This is a genomic window from Rhizobium binxianense, from assembly GCF_028994275.1.
In the GTDB taxonomy this organism is placed as follows: domain Bacteria; phylum Pseudomonadota; class Alphaproteobacteria; order Rhizobiales; family Rhizobiaceae; genus Rhizobium; species Rhizobium binxianense.
Window position 1 is genome coordinate 1,804,249 of sequence record NZ_CP118713.1, and the last position, 17,722, is coordinate 1,821,970.

The 17,722-nt window shown below is 61.6% G+C and carries 19 protein-coding genes and 2 pseudogenes; 12 read left to right on the top strand and 9 right to left on the bottom strand.

Annotated features, from left to right (window positions below):
* Nucleotides 1-64: 64 nt before the first annotated feature.
* Complete coding sequence (locus PO860_RS08995; RefSeq protein WP_003539654.1) at nt 65-220, bottom strand: hypothetical protein; 156 nt, start codon at nt 218-220, stop codon at nt 65-67.
* A 203-nt stretch (nt 221-423) separates the two neighbouring features.
* Nucleotides 424-639, bottom strand: a pseudogene (locus tag PO860_RS09000) (hypothetical protein); the annotation flags it as partial.
* Between the two features lie 90 nt (nt 640-729).
* Between PO860_RS09000 and coaD the strand changes: the two are divergent.
* From coaD to tgt, 5 genes are all read left to right on the top strand, one after another.
* Complete coding sequence (gene coaD, locus PO860_RS09005; protein WP_183607344.1) at nt 730-1,224, top strand: pantetheine-phosphate adenylyltransferase; 495 nt, start codon at nt 730-732, stop codon at nt 1,222-1,224.
* 73 nt (nt 1,225-1,297) lie between these two features.
* Complete coding sequence (locus PO860_RS09010; RefSeq protein ID WP_183607343.1) at nt 1,298-1,870, top strand: peptidylprolyl isomerase; 573 nt, start codon at nt 1,298-1,300, stop codon at nt 1,868-1,870.
* A gap of 28 nt (nt 1,871-1,898) precedes the next feature.
* Nucleotides 1,899-2,408 (top strand): peptidylprolyl isomerase, encoded by a 510-nt coding sequence (locus PO860_RS09015; RefSeq protein ID WP_003573154.1) that lies wholly within the window; start codon nt 1,899-1,901, stop codon nt 2,406-2,408.
* 69 nt (nt 2,409-2,477) lie between these two features.
* Nucleotides 2,478-3,563: a tRNA preQ1(34) S-adenosylmethionine ribosyltransferase-isomerase QueA gene (gene queA, locus PO860_RS09020; RefSeq protein ID WP_272782580.1), complete on the top strand. Its 1,086-nt coding sequence runs from the start codon at nt 2,478-2,480 to the stop codon at nt 3,561-3,563.
* On the top strand, nt 3,560-4,690 hold the full coding sequence (gene tgt / locus PO860_RS09025) for a tRNA guanosine(34) transglycosylase Tgt (RefSeq protein ID WP_273885647.1): 1,131 nt from the start codon (nt 3,560-3,562) through the stop codon (nt 4,688-4,690). Before queA ends, tgt begins: the two co-directional genes overlap by 4 nt.
* Before the next feature lie 51 nt (nt 4,691-4,741).
* Here tgt and PO860_RS09030 read toward each other — a convergent pair whose 3' ends face one another.
* The 5 genes from PO860_RS09030 to PO860_RS09050 all read right to left on the bottom strand — a co-directional run bounded on the left by PO860_RS09030 (nt 4,742) and on the right by PO860_RS09050 (nt 9,616).
* A complete protein-coding gene (locus PO860_RS09030) occupies nt 4,742-5,170 on the bottom strand; it encodes a DUF4864 domain-containing protein (protein ID WP_097619750.1) in 429 nt (142 codons plus the stop codon).
* An 80-nt stretch (nt 5,171-5,250) separates the two neighbouring features.
* Nucleotides 5,251-6,516, bottom strand: coding sequence for a beta-ketoacyl-ACP synthase II (fabF, locus tag PO860_RS09035; protein WP_272782578.1), 1,266 nt, complete (start codon nt 6,514-6,516; stop codon nt 5,251-5,253).
* A 12-nt stretch (nt 6,517-6,528) separates the two neighbouring features.
* Nucleotides 6,529-7,035, bottom strand: coding sequence for a winged helix-turn-helix transcriptional regulator (locus PO860_RS09040; protein ID WP_183607339.1), 507 nt, complete (start codon nt 7,033-7,035; stop codon nt 6,529-6,531).
* 40 nt (nt 7,036-7,075) lie between these two features.
* The gene (locus PO860_RS09045; RefSeq protein ID WP_272782577.1) at nt 7,076-7,378 is read right to left on the bottom strand and encodes a hypothetical protein; all 303 of its coding nucleotides are present in this window, start codon (nt 7,376-7,378) and stop codon (nt 7,076-7,078) included.
* A 117-nt stretch (nt 7,379-7,495) separates the two neighbouring features.
* Entirely contained in the window at nt 7,496-9,616 is a 2,121-nt protein-coding gene (locus PO860_RS09050; RefSeq protein WP_272782576.1) for a calcium-binding protein, read from the bottom strand.
* A 243-nt stretch (nt 9,617-9,859) separates the two neighbouring features.
* Between PO860_RS09050 and PO860_RS09055 the strand changes: the two are divergent.
* Nucleotides 9,860-10,557 (top strand): annotated as a pseudogene (locus PO860_RS09055) (alpha amylase C-terminal domain-containing protein); the annotation flags it as partial.
* A 16-nt stretch (nt 10,558-10,573) separates the two neighbouring features.
* Here PO860_RS09055 and PO860_RS09060 read toward each other — a convergent pair.
* A complete protein-coding gene (locus tag PO860_RS09060; RefSeq protein ID WP_183607336.1) occupies nt 10,574-10,762 on the bottom strand; it encodes a hypothetical protein in 189 nt (62 codons plus the stop codon).
* Between the two features lie 186 nt (nt 10,763-10,948).
* Between PO860_RS09060 and PO860_RS09065 the strand changes: the two genes are divergently transcribed.
* The 6 genes from PO860_RS09065 to PO860_RS09090 all read left to right on the top strand — a co-directional run bounded on the left by PO860_RS09065 (nt 10,949) and on the right by PO860_RS09090 (nt 16,654).
* On the top strand, nt 10,949-11,344 hold the full coding sequence (locus tag PO860_RS09065; RefSeq protein WP_273885644.1) for a hypothetical protein: 396 nt from the start codon (nt 10,949-10,951) through the stop codon (nt 11,342-11,344).
* Between the two features lie 218 nt (nt 11,345-11,562).
* Entirely contained in the window at nt 11,563-12,393 is an 831-nt protein-coding gene (locus tag PO860_RS09070; protein ID WP_272782573.1) for a metallophosphoesterase family protein, read from the top strand.
* Nucleotides 12,390-13,616 carry an ABC transporter ATP-binding protein gene (locus PO860_RS09075; protein ID WP_272782572.1) on the top strand — a complete coding sequence of 409 codons (1,227 nt, stop codon included), beginning with the start codon at nt 12,390-12,392 and terminating at the stop codon, nt 13,614-13,616. Before PO860_RS09070 ends, PO860_RS09075 begins: the two co-directional genes overlap by 4 nt.
* On the top strand, nt 13,609-14,532 hold the full coding sequence (locus tag PO860_RS09080; protein WP_272782571.1) for a carbohydrate ABC transporter permease: 924 nt from the start codon (nt 13,609-13,611) through the stop codon (nt 14,530-14,532). The genes PO860_RS09075 and PO860_RS09080 overlap by 8 nt, the downstream gene beginning before the upstream one ends.
* Complete coding sequence (locus PO860_RS09085; protein ID WP_272782570.1) at nt 14,529-15,362, top strand: carbohydrate ABC transporter permease; 834 nt, start codon at nt 14,529-14,531, stop codon at nt 15,360-15,362. The genes PO860_RS09080 and PO860_RS09085 overlap by 4 nt, the downstream gene beginning before the upstream one ends.
* 26 nt (nt 15,363-15,388) lie before the next feature.
* Nucleotides 15,389-16,654 carry an ABC transporter substrate-binding protein gene (locus tag PO860_RS09090; protein WP_272782569.1) on the top strand — a complete coding sequence of 422 codons (1,266 nt, stop codon included), beginning with the start codon at nt 15,389-15,391 and terminating at the stop codon, nt 16,652-16,654.
* Nucleotides 16,655-16,725: 71 nt separating this feature from the next.
* On the opposite strand, the gene PO860_RS09095 is transcribed toward PO860_RS09090, so the two are convergent.
* Complete coding sequence (locus PO860_RS09095; protein WP_272782568.1) at nt 16,726-17,694, bottom strand: substrate-binding domain-containing protein; 969 nt, start codon at nt 17,692-17,694, stop codon at nt 16,726-16,728.
* Between the last annotated feature and the right edge of the window lie 28 nt (nt 17,695-17,722).

A 17,722-nucleotide genomic window follows, 5' to 3' on the forward strand; every position in this document is an offset into this window, starting at 1 on the left:
CCGTGAGCACTGTCAAGATCGTGAACATAGGCATTCCTTTCCTGGGGAGTTGCGTTTTCGCCCCTCAGTACTGGCCCAGTACGGCCGTCCGGGCCGAAGCATAGGGACCATAAACCTTTGAGGTATCGACCTTCTGATCATAGAGAGCGACAGTTGCGGTCAGCATGCCCGTGACCATTACCATCCAGAGCACGTTAATCATCGTAATCTTGCCGGGCATTTGTAGTCCTTCCTGCCGCGCTAATCGCATCTATGGGTCGGTTGAATGAACGCATCCGTTTTAAAATGGTTCCGCCGGATGTTGAGGGGGTGTTTACCAACGCCGATCTGAAGCCTCCTTGAATGTCTCGTTCATCTGGCGTTCAGATTCGAAGCTCGGTTTTCGCGCAGCCGGCCTTGGGCGCGCACGATGGCCCCATGCTAGGCAAGCTCCGGCCGCACCCAGGTCACCTCGTAGCGATCGGCGAAATAGCCATAGGCCATCTCGGCGGCGAGGGAGGAAACGACGGCAAGTGCAACAAGCACGATCAGCATGGATGTGGTCTTTCGGGGAGCGCCGGATGCCGGAATGGCATCGGCTGCGTGGATGATTTGAGTTAAGCAGATCCTGTCTGAAACCGCCTTGAACGGGCCATTCATCCGCCATTCAACCGTCCGGGACGATTGGCCAAATCACTTGCGGCAAGGCGGCATCCGTGACAAAAGGCGTCAAACCAACGGTCGGGCCAGATGACGACAGCTTTTTATCCGGGGTCTTTCGACCCGATTACCAACGGGCATGTGGATGTTCTGGTCCAGGCGCTGAACGTCGCCGAAAGGGTGATTGTCGCGATCGGCATCCATCCCGGCAAGGCGCCGCTGTTTTCCTTTGAGGAAAAAGCCGAGCTGATCCGCCGTTCGCTGGCTGAAGCACTGCCCGGCAAAACCGGCGATATCACCGTCGTCGCCTTCGACAATCTGGTCGTCGATGCCGCCCGCACCCATGGCGCCACGCTGTTGATCCGCGGTCTTCGCGACGGCACCGATCTTGATTATGAAATGCAGATGGCCGGCATGAACAGGACGATGGCGCCCGATCTCCAGACCATCTTTTTGCCGGCGGGCACGGCCTCTCGGCCCATTACCGCCACATTGGTCCGCCAGATCGCCGCTATGGGCGGCGATGTCAGCGCTTTCGTGCCGGCCGCCGTCTTGCAAGCCCTCGCATCCAAGCGTCAAAACTAACAAGTACAAAGACTTGCAGGCACAAGACCAGCAAGCGCAAAGACCAGGCGGAACCCGCCGCAATGGAGCCCATATGAAACTCTTTTATCTCGCATTTGCCGGCGTGTTGTATCTTGCCTCCTTCGCCGGGGATGCCTTCGCCCAGTCGGCCGATCATTATCTCACCATCCAGCTGAAGGACGGCCCCGTCGTCGTCCAGCTCATGCCTGAGGTGGCGCCGAAGCATGTCGCCCAGATCGAGGCGTTGGCCAAGAAGGGCGAATACGACAACGTCGCCTTCCACCGCGTCATTGACGGCTTCATGGCCCAGACCGGCGACGTCAAATACGGCAACATGGAAAAGGGCTTCGATGCGAGCCTGGCCGGCACCGGCTCCTCGGATCTTCCTGATATTCCGGCGGAATTCTCCAAGACCCCGTTCGTGCGCGGCACGGTCGGCATGGCCCGTTCGCAGGATCCGAATTCCGCCAATTCGCAGTTCTTCATCATGTTCGCCGACGGCTCCTTCCTGAACGGCCAGTACACCGTCGTCGGCAAGGTCGTGTCCGGCATGGAGAATGTCGACAAGATCAAGCGCGGCGAAGGCCAGAACGGCGAAGTCAAAAGTCCCGACCGGATGATCAAGGTCACCCTGGGCAAGAAGTAAGTTACGAGAGAAACAAGAGGAGAAGACAATGGCCGAGATCAAGGATCCGGAAAACACCATCATTCTGGAAACCACCAAGGGCAAGGTTGTCATTCAGCTTCTGCCGCAGGTTGCCCCCGAGCATGTCGCCCGCATCAAGGAACTCGCCCGCGAGAAGGCCTATGACGGCGTCGTCTTCCACCGCGTCATCCAGGATTTCATGGCCCAGACGGGCGATGTCGAATTCGGCAAGAAGGGTTCGGAAACCTTCAATCCCGGCCGCGCCGGCATGGGCGGCTCTTCGAAGCCGGATCTGAAGGCCGAATTCTCCGCGACGACGCATACGCGCGGCACCTGCTCGATGGCCCGTTCGCAGAACCCGAACTCGGCCAATTCGCAGTTCTTCATCTGCTTCACCGACGCGCCCTGGCTGAACAAGCAGTATTCCGTGTGGGGCCAAGTCATCGAAGGCATGGACAACGTCGACAAGATCAAGCGCGGCGAGCCGGTTTCCGATCCGGACTCGATCGTCTCCATGCGGGTTGCCGCCGACGTCTGATTGTGATTTCTGCTGAAACCCGCCCTTGCGTGACTGCGCGAGGGCGGGTTTCGCTTTGAAAGTGCCCTTATGCGCGTAGACCTTTTCGATTTCGATCTGCCCGATGAACGCATCGCGCTGCGGCCCGCCGAGCCGCGCGACAGTGCGCGCCTGCTCGTCGTCGATCCCAATGCTGCAACCAGCCTTTCGGATCACAGCGTCGGCGACCTGCCGTCCTTCCTGCGGGCGGGCGACGCACTGGTCTTCAACGATACCAAGGTCATCCCGGCCCAGCTCGAGGGCATCCGTCATCGCGACGGCGCCGGCGGCCAGCAGGTTTCCGCAACGCTGCACATGCGCGTCGGCCCCAGCCGCTGGAAGGCGTTTGCCAAGCCCGGCAAACGCATCAAGCAGGGTGATCGCATCGCCTTCGGCCATTCCGGCGAAAGCTGCTTCCTCGGCTCGCTCGATGCCACCGTCGAGGAAAAGGGCGAGGCCGGCGAGGTGACGCTGATGTTTGATCTCTCAGGCCCGGCGCTCGACGAGGCGATCGCCGCCGTCGGCCATATTCCGCTGCCGCCCTATATCGCCGCCAAGCGCCGCGAGGACGAACGCGACCGCGCCGATTACCAGACGATCTATGCCCGCGAGGAGGGCGCCGTCGCCGCGCCCACGGCCGGCCTGCATTTTACGCCTGCGCTGTTCGGGGCGCTCGACAAGGCGGGCATTGAACGCCATTTCGTCACATTGCATGTCGGTGCCGGCACCTTCCTGCCTGTGAAGGCCGACGATACCGACGACCACCGCATGCATCTGGAAAGCGGGTATGTCAGCGCCGAAGTCGCTGCCCGGCTGAACGCCGTCAAGGCAAAGGGCGGGCGCATCGTCTGCGTCGGCACAACCTCGTTGCGGCTGATCGAGAGTGCAGCCGGGGAGAGCGGAGAGATCAAGCCTTGGGCCGGCGCCACCGGCATCTTCATCACGCCCGGTTACCGCTTCAAGGCGGTCGACATTCTGATGACCAATTTCCACCTGCCGCGCTCGACGCTCTTCATGCTGGTCTCGGCCTTTTCAGGCTTCGAGGCCATGCAGGCGGCCTATAAACACGCCATTTCGACAGGCTACCGCTTCTACTCTTACGGCGACGCGAGCCTTCTTTTCCGGAAAGACAAATGACAGAGAACTTCCAATTCACGCTTGACAAGACCGATGCCGGCGCTCGCCTCGGCAAAATCTCGATGCCGCGCGGCGAGATTCGCACACCGGCCTTCATGCCGGTCGGCACCGTCGGCACCGTCAAGGCCATGTATCTCGACCAGGTGCGCGAAACCGGCGCCGACATCATCCTCGGCAATACCTATCACCTGATGCTGCGCCCGACCGCCGAGCGCGTCGCCCGCCTCGGCGGCCTGCACAAGCTGATCCGCTGGGAGCACCCAATCCTGACGGATTCCGGCGGTTTCCAGGTCATGTCGCTCTCCGGCCTGCGCAAGCTCGACGAGCAGGGCGTCACCTTCAAGTCGCATGTCGACGGCAGCCTGCACCATATGTCGCCGGAGCGCTCCATCGAAATCCAGGGCCTGCTCGGCTCCGATATCCAGATGCAGCTCGACGAATGCGTGGCGCTGCCGGCTGAGCCGAGGGAGATCGAGCGCGCCATGGAAATGTCGCTGCGCTGGGCCGAGCGCTGCAGGGTCGCCTTCGGCGAGCAGCCGGGCAAGGCGATGTTCGGCATCGTTCAGGGCGGCGACATCCCGGCGCTGCGCATCCGTTCGGCCGAGGCGCTGAGCCAGCTCGACCTAAAGGGTTATGCGATCGGCGGGCTTGCCGTCGGCGAGCCGCAGGACGTCATGCTGCAGATGCTGGAAACGACGCTGCCTGTGCTGCCTCTGGAAAAGCCGCGTTACCTCATGGGTGTCGGCACGCCGGATGATATCCTGAAATCGGTTGCCCGCGGCATCGACATGTTCGACTGCGTCATGCCGACCCGCTCCGGTCGCCACGGCCTGGCCTTTACCCGCCGCGGCAAGGTCAACATCCGCAATGCCCGCCATGCCGAGGATATGCGCCCGCTCGACGAACAGTCGAATTGCCCGGCCTCACGCGATTATTCGCGTGCCTATCTGCACCATCTCGTCCGCTCCAACGAAGCGCTCGGCGGCATGCTGCTCTCCTGGAACAATCTCGCCTATTACCAGGAACTGATGCAGGGCATCCGCAAGGCGATCGCCGAAGGCCGCTTCGCCGATTTCATGGCGGAAACGCAGGAGGAATGGGCGAGGGGCGATCTCCAACCGGTTTGACCAATCAAATAAGGTTTGATCGATCCAGCGAGGTGTTTGATCAGATCGGGATCAGATGCCCTTGCTGTCCGCATCCGGCATGATCTGCACGCCGTTGATCCGGTAGCTGCCATCCGGCTGGCGGGTGATCTGGTAGATCGCCGTCCAGTCCTTGCCGTCGCGGCCCGAGATCAGCACCTCGTGATAGATCAGCGCACCGTTGTCGATCGAGCGGCTGCGGCCGAAGGCGTAGTTGCCGGGATGATAGACCGGTTCGTAGCTCTTCTTCACCATGGCGAAGAACAGGTTCTTGTCGGGATACATCGCCTTGATGCCGGGGGCGGCGAAGGAGTAGGCGGTCTCGGCGTCGTCCTTGAGGAAGGCCTTGATCTGTTCCTCGATCATCGTTCGCGTCGTGTCGATCGGATCTTCGGCACGGGCCGAGAGAGGAGAGAAGGCGGACGCGGCACACAGAATGAGAACTGCGAGAAAGGCGCGCATGGATTGATCTCCGGCTCCGTCGGGAGCGAGCCCCGATAGAGCGGAAGTGTAAGCGAATTTCAGCGCAAGAAAAGCAGACTTTACGACCAGCGGCGGAAGAGGGCGCTGGCATTCACTCCGCCGAAGCCGAAACCGTTGGTGATGGCATAGTCCATGGTGAGCGGCCGCGCCGTCTTACCGACGATATCGATGCCGTCTGCGGCCGGATCGACCTCATCCAGATTGCGGGTCGGCGGCGCGATCTGGTCACGCAGCGCCAGGATGGTGAAGATCGCCTCCAGCCCGCCGGCCGCCCCGAGCAGATGGCCGGTCGCCGATTTCGTCGCGCTGACGGCAATGCCGCCATTGCGGCCGAAGACTGTGCCGATCGCCGCGATCTCACCCCTGTCGCCGACCGGTGTCGAGGTTGCATGCGCGTTCAGGTGTTTGACCTCGGAGGCGGGGATCTTGGCCTGCCGGAGTGCGGCGTCCATCGCCCTGCGGGCGCCATCGCCGTCTTCGGGGCCCGAGGTCATATGATAGGCATCCGCCGCCGTGCCGTAGCCGACGAGTTCGGCAAGCGGCGTGGCGCCACGGGCAAGCGCGTGTTCGAGTGTTTCAATGACCAGGATGCCGGCGCCTTCGCCCATGACGAAACCGTCGCGCGCCGTGTCAAAAGGCCGGGAGGCAAGCTCCGGCGTCTCGTTGAAACCGGTGGAAAGGGCACGCGCAGCCGCAAAGCCGCCGAGGCTCACCTTGTCGATGCAGGCCTCGGCGCCGCCGCAGATCGCCACATCGGCTTCGCCGGAGCGGATCAGCCGCGCCGCATCGCCGATCGCCTGGACGCTTGCCGCACAGGCCGTTACCGGCGCTCCGAGCGGCCCCTTGAAGCCGTAGCGGATGCTGACCTGGCCGGCCGCGAGATTGACGAGGAAGGAGGGCACGGTGAAGGGCGACAGCCGTCGCACGCCGCGCGTTTCGCCGATCCGCACCGCTTCGGCGATGGCCGGAAAGCCGCCGACCCCTGAGGCGATGATCGTCGCGGTGCGCTCGCGCTCGCCCTCGTCGGTCGGCATCCAGCCGGCCTGCCTGACCGCTTCCTCCGTCGCCGCCATGGCGAACTGGATGAAACGGTCCATCTTCTTCTGGTCCTTGGGCGGGATGTAACGGTCGGGATCGAAGCCGGCTTGCGCGTCCTCGGCGATGCCTGGAACGATGCCGCCGACCTTGGCCGAGAGCTCACCGACGACATCATCAGTCAGCACCCTCAGACCGGAGGCGCCGTCGAGAAGATGTTTCCAGGCCGGCTCGACGCCGGTGCCGAGTGGCGAGACAAGTCCCATGCCGGTGACAACAATGCGGTCCATTCTATTCTCCTTTTAGGCGTCGATGCCGAGATACCAGGCGCGCATCCGGGCGATCCGCTCGTGCACCTCGTCGTCGGCTGCAGGGCCTGCCAGCAGGCTGGTATTTTCGGGTGTCACTTCTTCGCCGGTCCGCGCATCCACAAGCGTTGTCTCGCGCTCTTTGCCCGAAGCGGCATCGCCCAAGAGGAAGGCGAGGTCCTCTTCCGGAATATGCCGGCTTCCCCAGGAAAACAGCGTCATCAGCACCGGAAAGAAATCGCGGCCCTTGTCTGTCAGCACATATTCGTAGCGGGCAGGGCGCTGATGGTAGAGACGCCGTTCGAACAGCCCTTCATCCGTCAGATGTTTCAACCGCCGCGTCAGGATATTCGGCGCCACGCCGAGGCTCTTCTGGAAGTCGTCGAAGCGCGACAGCCCCTGGAAGGCGTCGCGCAGGATCAGGATGCTCCACCAGTCGCCGACGCTGTCGAGGGCGCGTGCCGCCGGGCATTTGAATTGACTGAAGCTTGTTCGCTGCATGGCTATGTCATTATATCAGTGACTATCATCATGCAAGTTACTATCGGGCGTCGCCCTCGAAAATCCGGGCGAGCAGGATGCCGGTGACCAACATGCCGGCGGCGGCGAAGATCGTATCACCCGGCGTGCCGATATAGAGCGGCCCGATATTGGCAAACAGCAGGAAGGCGATGAGGAAATTCACCCAGCCCCAGACGACATTGGCTGTCGGCGAGCCGAGCTTTGCCCGCGGCGCAAAAGGGATGCGGAACGGCCGGCCGCTGACGCCGTTGACGAAATGCGGGATGCCGTTCGTCAGAAAGGCTGCGGCGATGAAATGGGCTATATAGGCGATCCAGGGCAAAGGCTTCTCCGCTGCTGCTCGAGTGGCATCAACGGAAGAATGTGGCGGATATCTGCGGCGGCAAGAGGGGCGCGGGAACGCAGCTGGTGGAAGCGGCCGGAACGGCCGCTATCCCGATCAGAGAAGCTGGAAATCGCTGAAGTGAAGTGCGGGAGACTTGTCGAGGTCGGCGACATGGACTGCGCTGCCCGCGGCACTTCCATCCGCGTCAAAGGAGAGAGTGCCGCCGGTCTGATCGTAGATCAGCCTATCATCGGCCTCGAGCGCTTTCGTTCCCAGAACGAAATTCTCATCCGAAAATTTGGATAGGCTGAGTGCGGCGAAAATCGTATGGTCGAACAACAGCTTGTCGCCCGCAGCAGAAGAGAAATCCCGGATCTTGTCGACGCTGAGATTGTCGGGCTTCACGTCGAAGACGAAGGAATCTGCGCCGCCGCCGCCAGTCAGAATGTCCGCACCGGCTTTCCCGATCAGTTTGTCGTTGCCGAGCCCGCCGGTCAGCTGGTCGGCGCCTTTGCCGCCATTGATCGTGTTGCTTCCGTCGTTGCCTGTGAGAACGTTGGCGGTGTTGTTGCCCGTAGCGCTGAGATTGGCCGTTCCGGTCAAGGTCAGATTCTCGATCGTTCCGGCTGTGCGCTGCAAATCGGCGAGGCTGAAGGAGGTCGCAGCCTTGACAGTGTCCCTGCCGGATGCCCCCGTTTCATCGGCAAAATCGCCCGTATTATCGATCACATAGGTATCATTGCCGGCATGCCCCGACATGCGGTCGGCGCCGGTGCTGCCATCAAGGATATTATTGCCGGAATTGCCGACGAGAACATTGGCCAGCGCATTTCCCGTGCCATTGATATTGGTGGCGCCGGTCAGTGTCAGGTTCTCGATGTTTCCGATCGCATGCGCGGTGTCCTTAAGGCTGAAGCTGATCGATGACATGACGGTATCCGTCCCGCCGCCCTTGCTTTCGTCGACGATTTGCGTGGGGTTGGTTACGGTGAATGTGTCGTTGCCCGCGCCGCCATAGACATGACCGGTTGCCGGCGGCGTGCCGCCGCTGCCTGCGACCTCGATGATAACGGGATGGTCGACGAGCTCAACTGTCAGGGACGAGACATTGCTGAGGCTTTTGATCGCGGTCGACCCGGTCAAGGGATCGAAGACCTTAACAGAACCGAACGAGGTCCCGAGATTGACTTTGACGCCTGTCGTCGCGGCCTGAATCGCCGTGTCGGTGGACTGGTTCCAGATATCGGGCTCGTTCCAGATGATGATCTGGTAGCTTCCATCCGATTTTTCCGTAAGCAGGCTGCGGGCCGAGGACGGCAAGCCGTCGATCGAATAGTTGAGGGTTCCGGCGCTGAAGCTTGCCTTCTGAGCGCCGTCGTCCGCAAGGATTTCGGTCAGGTTGTGGATCGCCGTTGCCGCCGGCTTGGCCGAATAGTCGAGGTGAAAAAGACCGAAATGCTTTTCCTGATTGGTGCCTTGCGGATCGGAATAGGCGTCGAGCAGCTCGTAGAGGAAGGTTTGTTTCGATCCGAGTGCCGCGCCGTCCATCAGCGTATTGAGCAGGAGTTTTGCCTGCGCCGCTTCGTTGACGCCTTCCCAGCCGCCATTGGTGTCGGCGGTGAGCGAGGTATGGTAACCGGTCTCGGTGATCGCAAGCGGCTTGCCCGGATCGGCAGCGCGCTGAACGCCGGATTCTCGGGAGAGCCATGAATATGGCTGGTCGCCATCTTTCGCATAGGTATGGATGGTCGTGTAGTCGGAAGCGGAAGCGACCGTATATCCTGTGAAGCCGAGGACCGGGATATCCTTCAGCAAGGGATCGGCGTTGACGGCGGCAGACAGGTCCTTCTGATAGGCGAGTGCTGCGGCCTGGCCGCTCAGGCCGTGATAGCTGACTGGCCAGTTGTTGACTTCGTTCGGGCCTTCAATGCCGACGACCGAGCCGGGATGGGCTTCGACGAAAGCATGCAGCCGCTGGGCCACGGTGGCGGGGTCGACCTCCCGTTGGGCGCTGAAGACGAATTGCACGCCAGCGTCGGCTGCATTGCCGAGATGGGTTTGTCCGTTGGGGTCGGAAGCAGAGTTGGGAGCGTGATCGCGAACCGTATCGAGGCCAAGATAATCGAGCGCCTTAACGACTTCTCCGACATTGGAATATTTTCCGTCGGTGTAGTCGATGTGCGTATCAATGCCAAAAGAACGGATAATATCATTTATTCTAAGGGCTTGAGCCATAAGCTTTTCTCCCGGTTTGCGAGGGAATGGCGATGGGAATAGATCCCCATTTGTTCAGCCAATTCGATTTAATACACGAGGATGGCTGTGCAGCGCGCCCCGTTAACCATGATATATTGTTCCGAATGTGGTCTGTTTCGGGCCGTATTAATTATGAAATCTGTGCTTGCATTTTTACGATCGGCCGGCCGATCATGCCCCGGCGCCAATTTTCGCTGGGGGATCGAGGTGGATCGGCCTGGCGGTTTCGGGGATGGGCGGGCGCTGACCATGTCGTCACTTGCCGGCGCCTTGCAGACAAGTGCGCGATCCAAGATGGTCTACAATCAATCGCACGACGACTGCGGCAATCGCGAGGGATCGGCGCGAACGTCAGTCATCGCGGTCAATTTCGCGCCGGTTGTCGGCGAGACCAGGGCCAGGCCGATGCAAGATCCAGGTTCGCGGCGGCGATGACGCTGCTGTCGGCCGGAACGCCGATGTTTTTCATGGGCAAGGAAATCGGCGCTCAGAAACCGTGTCGCTACAATGATTTCCTGGAAAACCGGGAGAGTATCCTCGGCGAAGCTGACGGCAACGGGGCAGGGATGATCAGCTGTTATCGCGATCTCATCGCCGTCAGCGTCGGAGAGGCAGCCATTCGCTCCCGCAACATCGCCATCCCCTTGGTGCATGACGAAAATCGGGTCATCGCCTTTCATCGATGGAACAACAGCGAGGATTTCCTCGTCGTGGGATCACTCAACGATGCTCCCTTGATGACGGCTACTGGTTGCACAGCGAACGCCTGGGAAATGACCTTTGGCAGGAGATCTTCAATACCGATGCACGCAAATATGGCGGCTGGAACATCGGCAATCGCGGCGAAAAGACAGAGCCACGGCAGGAGCGCTCAATGTCGTCTGCCGGCGTCAGGCGTGCTGGTCTTTCGCAGGCAATAGCGGGAGGCGGGTGCGGTCAGGCGAAGCCAAGCGGCAGCTTGTCCAGTTTCCTGTCGGCGCCGTAATCGCGCTCGTGCGGCGAGCGGCGGGGGCCGTCGCGGCGGCTGGAAAGGTCGATCCGGTTTTCGGCAAACATCCCATCGGGATAAGTGCCGGTATCATGGCAATCGACGTCGATCTTCGGGGCAAGGATTTTCAGCAGCATAGGGGTTCCTCCGCGGCGCACCACCAACACTCGGAAAGGCCGCTTGGTTCCATTTGTAAACCCTGAATTATTAATAAATTAACCATAATCGCCGGCGAAAACGATCATCGCCTGACGTTGAAATGACTGGCCCATGGAACTCCGGATCTTGATCGCCGTTGATGTGGATGAACACAGGAGGTTCCCATGCAGTTGATCGATACTCGGGTGACACGGACCGGTGACATCTTCACCGTCGAATTCCTGGGCGAAGGGGGCGAATCGATTTCCGTCAAGATCGACAACGCCCATGGCGAACTCGACGATTCCACAGCGGTCGACCACGCCAAGGTCATGATGGTCCATCTGACCGCCTTTTCCGGCCATGAAGCCGACGGCAGCATCAACCGTTACGATGCCTTGAGCAACGGCAATTTCGACGAAGGCAGCAAGGGTTTGCTCGGCCAGCCGAGCGCGCGTTCGGCCCATGATCGCGAAACGCTGGAGGAAGAACTGAACGAAGGCCTTGAGGACTCGTTTCCGGCAAGCGACCCTGTCTCGGCAACGGTATCGTCCATTCCCGCCAACACGCCACGGCATTGATTTCACCGCAGTCTCAATTCCAAATGCAGGCGAAAAGCTGCCCCGGTTCCCGCGGGCGGCTTTTTCTTGCATGACAGATTGATGTCAAAACTGAGAAACAGCTGAAAACCGCGGATGTCTGATTGACATGGGAGCCGTCTAGAGAGGGCCCGGGAAGGGAGCGTCCATGACGCGCTTCCAGGTCTCGGAGACGCGCACCCCATGAAAATGATTCAGGCATGAAAATCATTCAGATTACCGACACGCATTTCAGCCCGAACAAGCCGCATTTCAACGGCAACTGGGCGCCGCTTCTGAGCTGGATCGAAGAGACCGGCGCCGATCTGATCATCCATACCGGTGATCTCACCGTCGACGGCGCCGATAAGGACGAAGATATCACCTTCTCGATGGATCTGATGCGCCAGGTGTCGATCCCGATGCTGATCGTCCCCGGCAATCACGATGTCGGTCACTTCAGGGAAACCGACCAGCCCGTCAACGCCGAACGGCTGGCCCGTTGGCGCAGCCTTGCCGGTGACGATCGCTGGCTGGAGGACGCGGCCGGCTGGCGCTTCATCGGCTTGAATTCGCTGCTTCTCGGCCATGAGGATGACGAGGAAGAGGCCCAGTTCGAATGGCTCGCCAAGGCGTTCGAAGACAGGGCGGGGCGGCGTGTGGCGCTCTTCGCGCATAAGCCTCTGTTCGTCGATGCGCCCGATGAAGGCGATACCGGCTATTGGAGCGTTCGCCCGGCGCAGCGCCGGCGGCTATATGATCTGATATCGGCCCATGACGTGGCGCTTTTTGCCAGCGGCCACCTTCACTGGGCCTGGCAAGGTCGTTTCGACAATACCCAGCTGACCTGGGGCCCGTCGGCTGCCTTCATCATCGACAAGATGGAGCGCGAGATGCCGGGCGAGCGCCTGATCGGCGCCGTCGTTCACGAGTTCGATAAATCGGTCGAAAGCGAGATCGTCGCCGTTCCCGGCATGACCGCACATGTGCTCGATGATGTCGTGCTCGAGGTCTATCCCCAGGCGGTCAAGCCGCGCGAGGCCGTCGAATGAGCGCGCTCTCGCTTCGCGGCATCACCAAGGCCTTCGGCGGCAACCAGATCCTCGATGGCGTCAGCCTCGATGTCGGGGCCGGTGAATTCATCGCGCTGGTCGGCCCCTCCGGCTGCGGCAAGAGCACGCTGCTGCGCGTCCTTGCCGGCCTCGACCACGCCGACCGCGGCGAGATCTCGATCGGCGGACGAGATATGTCCGGTTTGGCAGCCGCCGACCGCAACATCGCCATGGTCTTTCAGTCCTACGCGCTCTATCCGCATCTGACGGCCTCTGAAAATATCGCCGTGCCGCTGGCGATGCGCCGGCTTTCGCGGGTGCAGCGGCTGCCCTTTCTGGGATCGCTGATGCCGGGCCAGCGCGCCACCCGCACGGCGATCGCCCGCGACGTCAGGGAGATGGCGACATCGCTGAAGATCGATCACCTGCTTGACCGCAAGCCCGGCCAGATGTCGGGCGGCCAGCGCCAGCGTGTGGCGCTTGCTCGCGCCATGGTGCGCCAGCCGAGCATCTTCCTGATGGACGAGCCGCTCTCCAACCTCGACGCCAATCTGCGCGTCCACGCCCGCGGCGAAATCGTCGACCTGCATCGTCGCGCCGGCGTGCCGACGCTCTATGTCACCCATGACCAGGCGGAAGCGCTGTCGATGGCGGACCGCGTCGCCGTGATGCTGGGCGGAAAGTTGCTGCAGATCGCCAGCCCTGAGCTCATCTACGACGATCCGGCCCATATCGAGGTCGCCCGCTTTATCGGCCAGCCGCGTATCAACCTGCTTCCGGCCTTTGCCGAAGGCGGCGTCATCCTCTGCGGCGGCCTGCGGCTGATGCTTGAAAATGCGCCCGACAGAAAGATGCCGGTCACGCTCGCCATTCGCCCCGAATTCGTCTTTCTGTCCAAGAACCGGCATGACGGCCTTGCCGCCCGGATCGAACGCGTCGAATTCCTGGGCTCCGAAGTCATCCTCTATTGCCGGCTCGAGGCGATAGGCGAGACCATCATCGCCAAGGTTCAACCTGCCGAAGCCTCCGGCCTTGCTGCCGGCGATCCGGTCGGGCTTCGCTTGTCGCCCGGGCGCACGCTGATCTTTGCCGAGGACGGCAGCCGGCTGGCGGGCAGCGTTGCAACAGGTGATGCCGGGCTCAGCGCTGCTGATGCCGTGCTCAGCTCTGCCGGTACCAGCCCCGCTACCGGCGATTCCCAGCGGGAGAGGGCGCATGGCTAGCGTCACCTCGATGGCCATCCTGGACAATTCTGCCATTGCCCATCGCCGCAGCGAAGCCCGTATCGCCTGGATGCTGGTGCTGCCGGCGATGATCCTGCTTTTTCTTTTCGTGTTGTTGCCGGTCGCGGCTGTCGTCGTACTCGGCTTTACCGACTTCGAACTCGGCTACGGCAAGTTTCGTTTCGTCGGATTCGAGAATTACACGCATCTGATCACCGACCGCACATTCCGCAAGTCGCTGTGGAATACGACGGTCTATACGGCAATCGTCGCTCCAATCTCGATTCTTCTCGGCCTTGGCATCGCCATGCTGATCGAAAGTGAGACCAAAGCGCGCAGCTTCTTCCGCACCGCCTATTTCCTGCCGGTCGCCTCGCTGATCGTCGCCATGGCGACAGTCTGGCAATATATGTTCCACCCGACAATCGGCCCGATCAATGCGCTGCTGGCCCTTGTCGGTCTTCCCGGTCCGAACTGGCTCGGCAGCTCCGGCTCGGTGCTTTACAGCCTGTCGATCATCGGCGTCTGGCAATCGGCCGGATTCAACATGGTGCTATTCCTCGCCGGACTGACCGCGATCCCGCGCGAGCTTTACGCCGCCGCCGAAGTGGACGGCGCCAGGTCCTCTCTCGACCGGTTCCTGCTGGTGACCTGGCCGATGCTCGGGCCGACAACGCTATTCGTCATCACCATCAGCATCACCAATTCAGTCAAGGTCTTCGAGACTGTGAAGACGCTGACCGAGGGCGGCCCGAACAAGGCGTCGGAAGTGCTGCTCTTCACGATCTACCAGGAGGGCTTCGTCTATCTGCGCGTCGGTTATGCCTCGGCGATGACGGTGGTCTTTCTGCTGATCCTGGTGGTGCTGATGTTCCTGCAGTACCGCGTTCTCGATCGCCGGGTGCATTACACATGACGAACGCTTTTTCCCTCGGCAGGATCATCCGTCTCACCTTGCTTTCCCTCGGCGCGATGATCTTCCTGTCGCCCTACGTCTTCATGATCTCGACGGCCGGCAAGGCCCAAAGCGACATCTTCACCTCGTCGCTGTCGCTCATCCCAGCGCACCTGACCTATGTCGAGAATTTCACCAAGGCCTTGAGCCGGGTGCCGATGGCGCAGCTCTTGTGGAACGGTGTCGTCGTCTGCGGGCTGATCTTCTTCTTCCAGGTGCTGGTGGCGATTCCTTGTGCCTACGCCATGGCGAAGCTGCGCTTCGGTGCCGCCCGCGCCATGATGGTGCTGGTGATGCTCGGCCTGCTGGTGCCGATCCATGCGACCGCACTGCCGCTTTATGTCGCCCTCGACCGCGCTACGCTGCTCAACAGCTATGCCGCCCTTGTCGCGCCCTTCACCATTTCGGTCTTCGCGATCTTCATGTTCCTGCAGTTCTTCCGCGCCATGCCTGATGACCTCATCCATGCCGCGCGTCTCGATGGCATGTCGGAACTCGGCATCGTCGCCCGCGTCATCGTGCCGAATGCCTGGCCGGCGGTCACCGCCTTTGCCATCTTTTCGGTCGTCGCACATTGGAACGATCTCTACTGGCCGCTGATCGTCATCAGCAAGCAGGACTACGCCACGCCGCCGCTGGGCCTGATGTATTTCCGCGCCGCCGAGGCCGGCGACGACTACGGCGCGCTGATGGCGGCAACCCTCATCATTACCCTTCCCCTCGTCATCGCCTTCCTGCTTGCGCAGAAGCGCTTCGTCGAGGGCATCACCATGACCGGTCTCAAAGGCTGACCGGTTTCAACCCAGGAGAACGAGCGATGAAACATATCACCCAGCTTCTCGCCGCAGCGGCCGTCACGATGGCAATCGCGCTTCCCGCGCATGCCGAGACGACGCTGACGGTTCATTACCCGATGCCGGGCTTCTTCAAGGACGTGATGGACACGATCTCGAAGAAGTTCATGGAAGAAAACCCCGATATCAAGATCCAGTTCGCCAGCCCCTCGGCGACCTACGAAGAAGGCATCCAGACCGTCCTTCGCCAGGTCGGCACCAGCGAGATGCCTGATATCACCTTCATCGGCCTGAACCGCCTGCGCATGCTCGACGAGCGCAACGTTGCCGTCGACCTCACTCCGCTCGTCCAGAAGGACGGCAACATGGCCGAGCAGGGCTTCTCCGACACGATCCTCAAGCTCGCCCAGGTCAAGGGCAAGCAGGTCGGCCTGGCTTTCGCGACCTCCAACCCGATCATGTATTACAACGCCGATCTCGTGAAGGCGGCCGGCGGCGACCCCGAAAATCCGCCGAAGACCTGGGACGAGGTCATTGCGCTCGGCGGCAAGATCAAGGCGCTCGGCAATGGCGTCGACGGCATCGATTTCCGCTGGCAGGGCGACGACTGGATGTTTTCGGCACTGCTCTTCGGCGCCGGCGGCAAGATGCTGAGCGGTGACGAAAGCAAGGTTGCCTTCAACGGCCCGGAAGGCCAGAAGGCCGTCGAAGTCCTGCATCGCCTGGTCAGCGAAGGCGGCATGCCTGTTTTCACCAAGCCCGCCGGCGAACAGGCTTTCGCAGCCGGCAAGGTCGGTTTCGAGTTCCAGACGACAGGCGCGCTGCGCAACACGATCAAGAATGTCGGTAACAAGTTCGATCTGCGCACGGCAAAGATCCCGCTGATCGATCCGGTGAACGGACATCTGCCGACCGGCGGCAACGCCGTCGTCATCCTGACGCATGATGCCGCCAAGCAGGATGCTGCCTGGAAGTTCGCAAAATTCGCCGCCGGCCCTTACGGCGCCTCCGTCGTCGTGCCCGGCACCGGCTATGTCCCGAACAACGAGCTCGCCGCGAAATCGGCCGACTATCTCGGCGACTTCTACAAGCAGAACCCGCTGTTCCAGGCAGGCCTCAGCCAGATGCCGGTGATGATCCCGTGGTATGCCTTCCCCGGCTCGAACGGCGTCAAGGTCACGCAGACAATCGTCGACAACCTCTCGCGCATCGTCGACCAGTCAGCCGAGCCGAAGGAAGCGCTCGATGACGCAGCCGCCGACGTCGAAGGCATGCTGCCGCGCAGCTGATCAGCCTTATCGAGGCATAGGGCAGGGGCCGCCACGCCGAACGCGTGGCGGCCCCTCCTATTTCGCAGGCTTCAGATAGCGCGCACCGTGCCGCCACGGCGCAGCGTATAGGCGACATCGAGATGGCGGGCAGGGGCGGCGTTCTCCGCCATGTCGAGCAGCAGCGAGGCGGCCGTCGCCCCCATGCTGGCATCCGGCATTTCGATTGTTGTCAGCGGCGGATCGATCAGCCGGCCGATGGCGATGCCGTCGAAACCGGCAACCGAAACATCACTTGGCACCGAAAGCCCCTCGCGCTTCAGCGCGCCGATGACGCCGAGCGCCAGGAGATCGTTGGAGGCGATGATCGCCGTCGGCGCAAGCGCTGTCATCGCGGCGCTGAGATCGAGCTGGTCATAACCGCCGACGAAGGGGATCTGCAGGGCATCGAGCGGTGTCAGCCCGTTCTCGGCCATCGCGTCGAGATAACCCTGATAGCGAAGCCGTGCCCGGTCGGAGGCGGCGAAATTGCCGGAGAGAAACAGAATGCGGCAATGGCCGAGGCCAATCAGAAAGGTCGCGATCTCCCGGCCGGCGCCGCGATTGTCGGCGGTAACGGCCGCCGGAAACTGTGCCGTCGGCAGGTTGTGGAGCAGTACGGTCGGCGGCAGCCTGGCCAGCAGCGCCTCGCTGGTCGAGGGATCGCAGACGGTCAGGATCAGCCCGGTCGGCCGGTCGTTCAGGAGGGCCGCGACGGCATCGGCTTCCCGCGCCGGATCGTAATTCGACTGGGCGATCAAAACGCCATGACCGGCCACCAGCATGCGGTTCTGGATGCTCGACAGCGAGGAGGCAAATACCGGATTGGTGATGCTCGGGATCAGTACGCCGACCACCGGCCTGCGTCCGAGCCGGCCGACGGAGTGATAACCGAGTTCGGCGGCGGCGCGTCGCACCTTGCGTACCATCAGGTCGCTGGCCGGTCCGTTGCGGTTGAGAACGCGGCTTGCGGTCGCGAGCGAACATCCGGCCCGGAACGCGACCTGCTGCAATGTCGCCATCGAAAGCGCCTCGCATGAATCAAATTCG

Excerpts from the sequence above, each read along its gene's own strand:
- PO860_RS08995 (WP_003539654.1), bottom strand. The coding sequence starts at position 220 with ATGCCCGGCAAGATTACGATGATTAACGTGCTCTGGATGGTAATGGTC.
- coaD (WP_183607344.1), top strand. The coding sequence starts at position 730 with ATGACGACAGCTTTTTATCCGGGGTCTTTCGACCCGATTACCAACGGG.
- PO860_RS09010 (WP_183607343.1), top strand. The coding sequence starts at position 1,298 with ATGAAACTCTTTTATCTCGCATTTGCCGGCGTGTTGTATCTTGCCTCC.
- PO860_RS09015 (WP_003573154.1), top strand. The coding sequence starts at position 1,899 with ATGGCCGAGATCAAGGATCCGGAAAACACCATCATTCTGGAAACCACC.
- queA (WP_272782580.1), top strand. The coding sequence starts at position 2,478 with ATGCGCGTAGACCTTTTCGATTTCGATCTGCCCGATGAACGCATCGCG.
- tgt (WP_273885647.1), top strand. The coding sequence starts at position 3,560 with ATGACAGAGAACTTCCAATTCACGCTTGACAAGACCGATGCCGGCGCT.
- PO860_RS09030 (WP_097619750.1), bottom strand. The coding sequence starts at position 5,170 with ATGCGCGCCTTTCTCGCAGTTCTCATTCTGTGTGCCGCGTCCGCCTTC.
- fabF (WP_272782578.1), bottom strand. The coding sequence starts at position 6,516 with ATGGACCGCATTGTTGTCACCGGCATGGGACTTGTCTCGCCACTCGGC.
- PO860_RS09040 (WP_183607339.1), bottom strand. The coding sequence starts at position 7,035 with ATGCAGCGAACAAGCTTCAGTCAATTCAAATGCCCGGCGGCACGCGCC.
- PO860_RS09050 (WP_272782576.1), bottom strand. The coding sequence starts at position 9,616 with ATGGCTCAAGCCCTTAGAATAAATGATATTATCCGTTCTTTTGGCATT.
- PO860_RS09060 (WP_183607336.1), bottom strand. The coding sequence starts at position 10,762 with ATGCTGCTGAAAATCCTTGCCCCGAAGATCGACGTCGATTGCCATGAT.
- PO860_RS09065 (WP_273885644.1), top strand. The coding sequence starts at position 10,949 with ATGCAGTTGATCGATACTCGGGTGACACGGACCGGTGACATCTTCACC.
- PO860_RS09070 (WP_272782573.1), top strand. The coding sequence starts at position 11,563 with ATGAAAATCATTCAGATTACCGACACGCATTTCAGCCCGAACAAGCCG.
- PO860_RS09075 (WP_272782572.1), top strand. The coding sequence starts at position 12,390 with ATGAGCGCGCTCTCGCTTCGCGGCATCACCAAGGCCTTCGGCGGCAAC.
- PO860_RS09080 (WP_272782571.1), top strand. The coding sequence starts at position 13,609 with ATGGCTAGCGTCACCTCGATGGCCATCCTGGACAATTCTGCCATTGCC.
- PO860_RS09085 (WP_272782570.1), top strand. The coding sequence starts at position 14,529 with ATGACGAACGCTTTTTCCCTCGGCAGGATCATCCGTCTCACCTTGCTT.
- PO860_RS09090 (WP_272782569.1), top strand. The coding sequence starts at position 15,389 with ATGAAACATATCACCCAGCTTCTCGCCGCAGCGGCCGTCACGATGGCA.
- PO860_RS09095 (WP_272782568.1), bottom strand. The coding sequence starts at position 17,694 with ATGGCGACATTGCAGCAGGTCGCGTTCCGGGCCGGATGTTCGCTCGCG.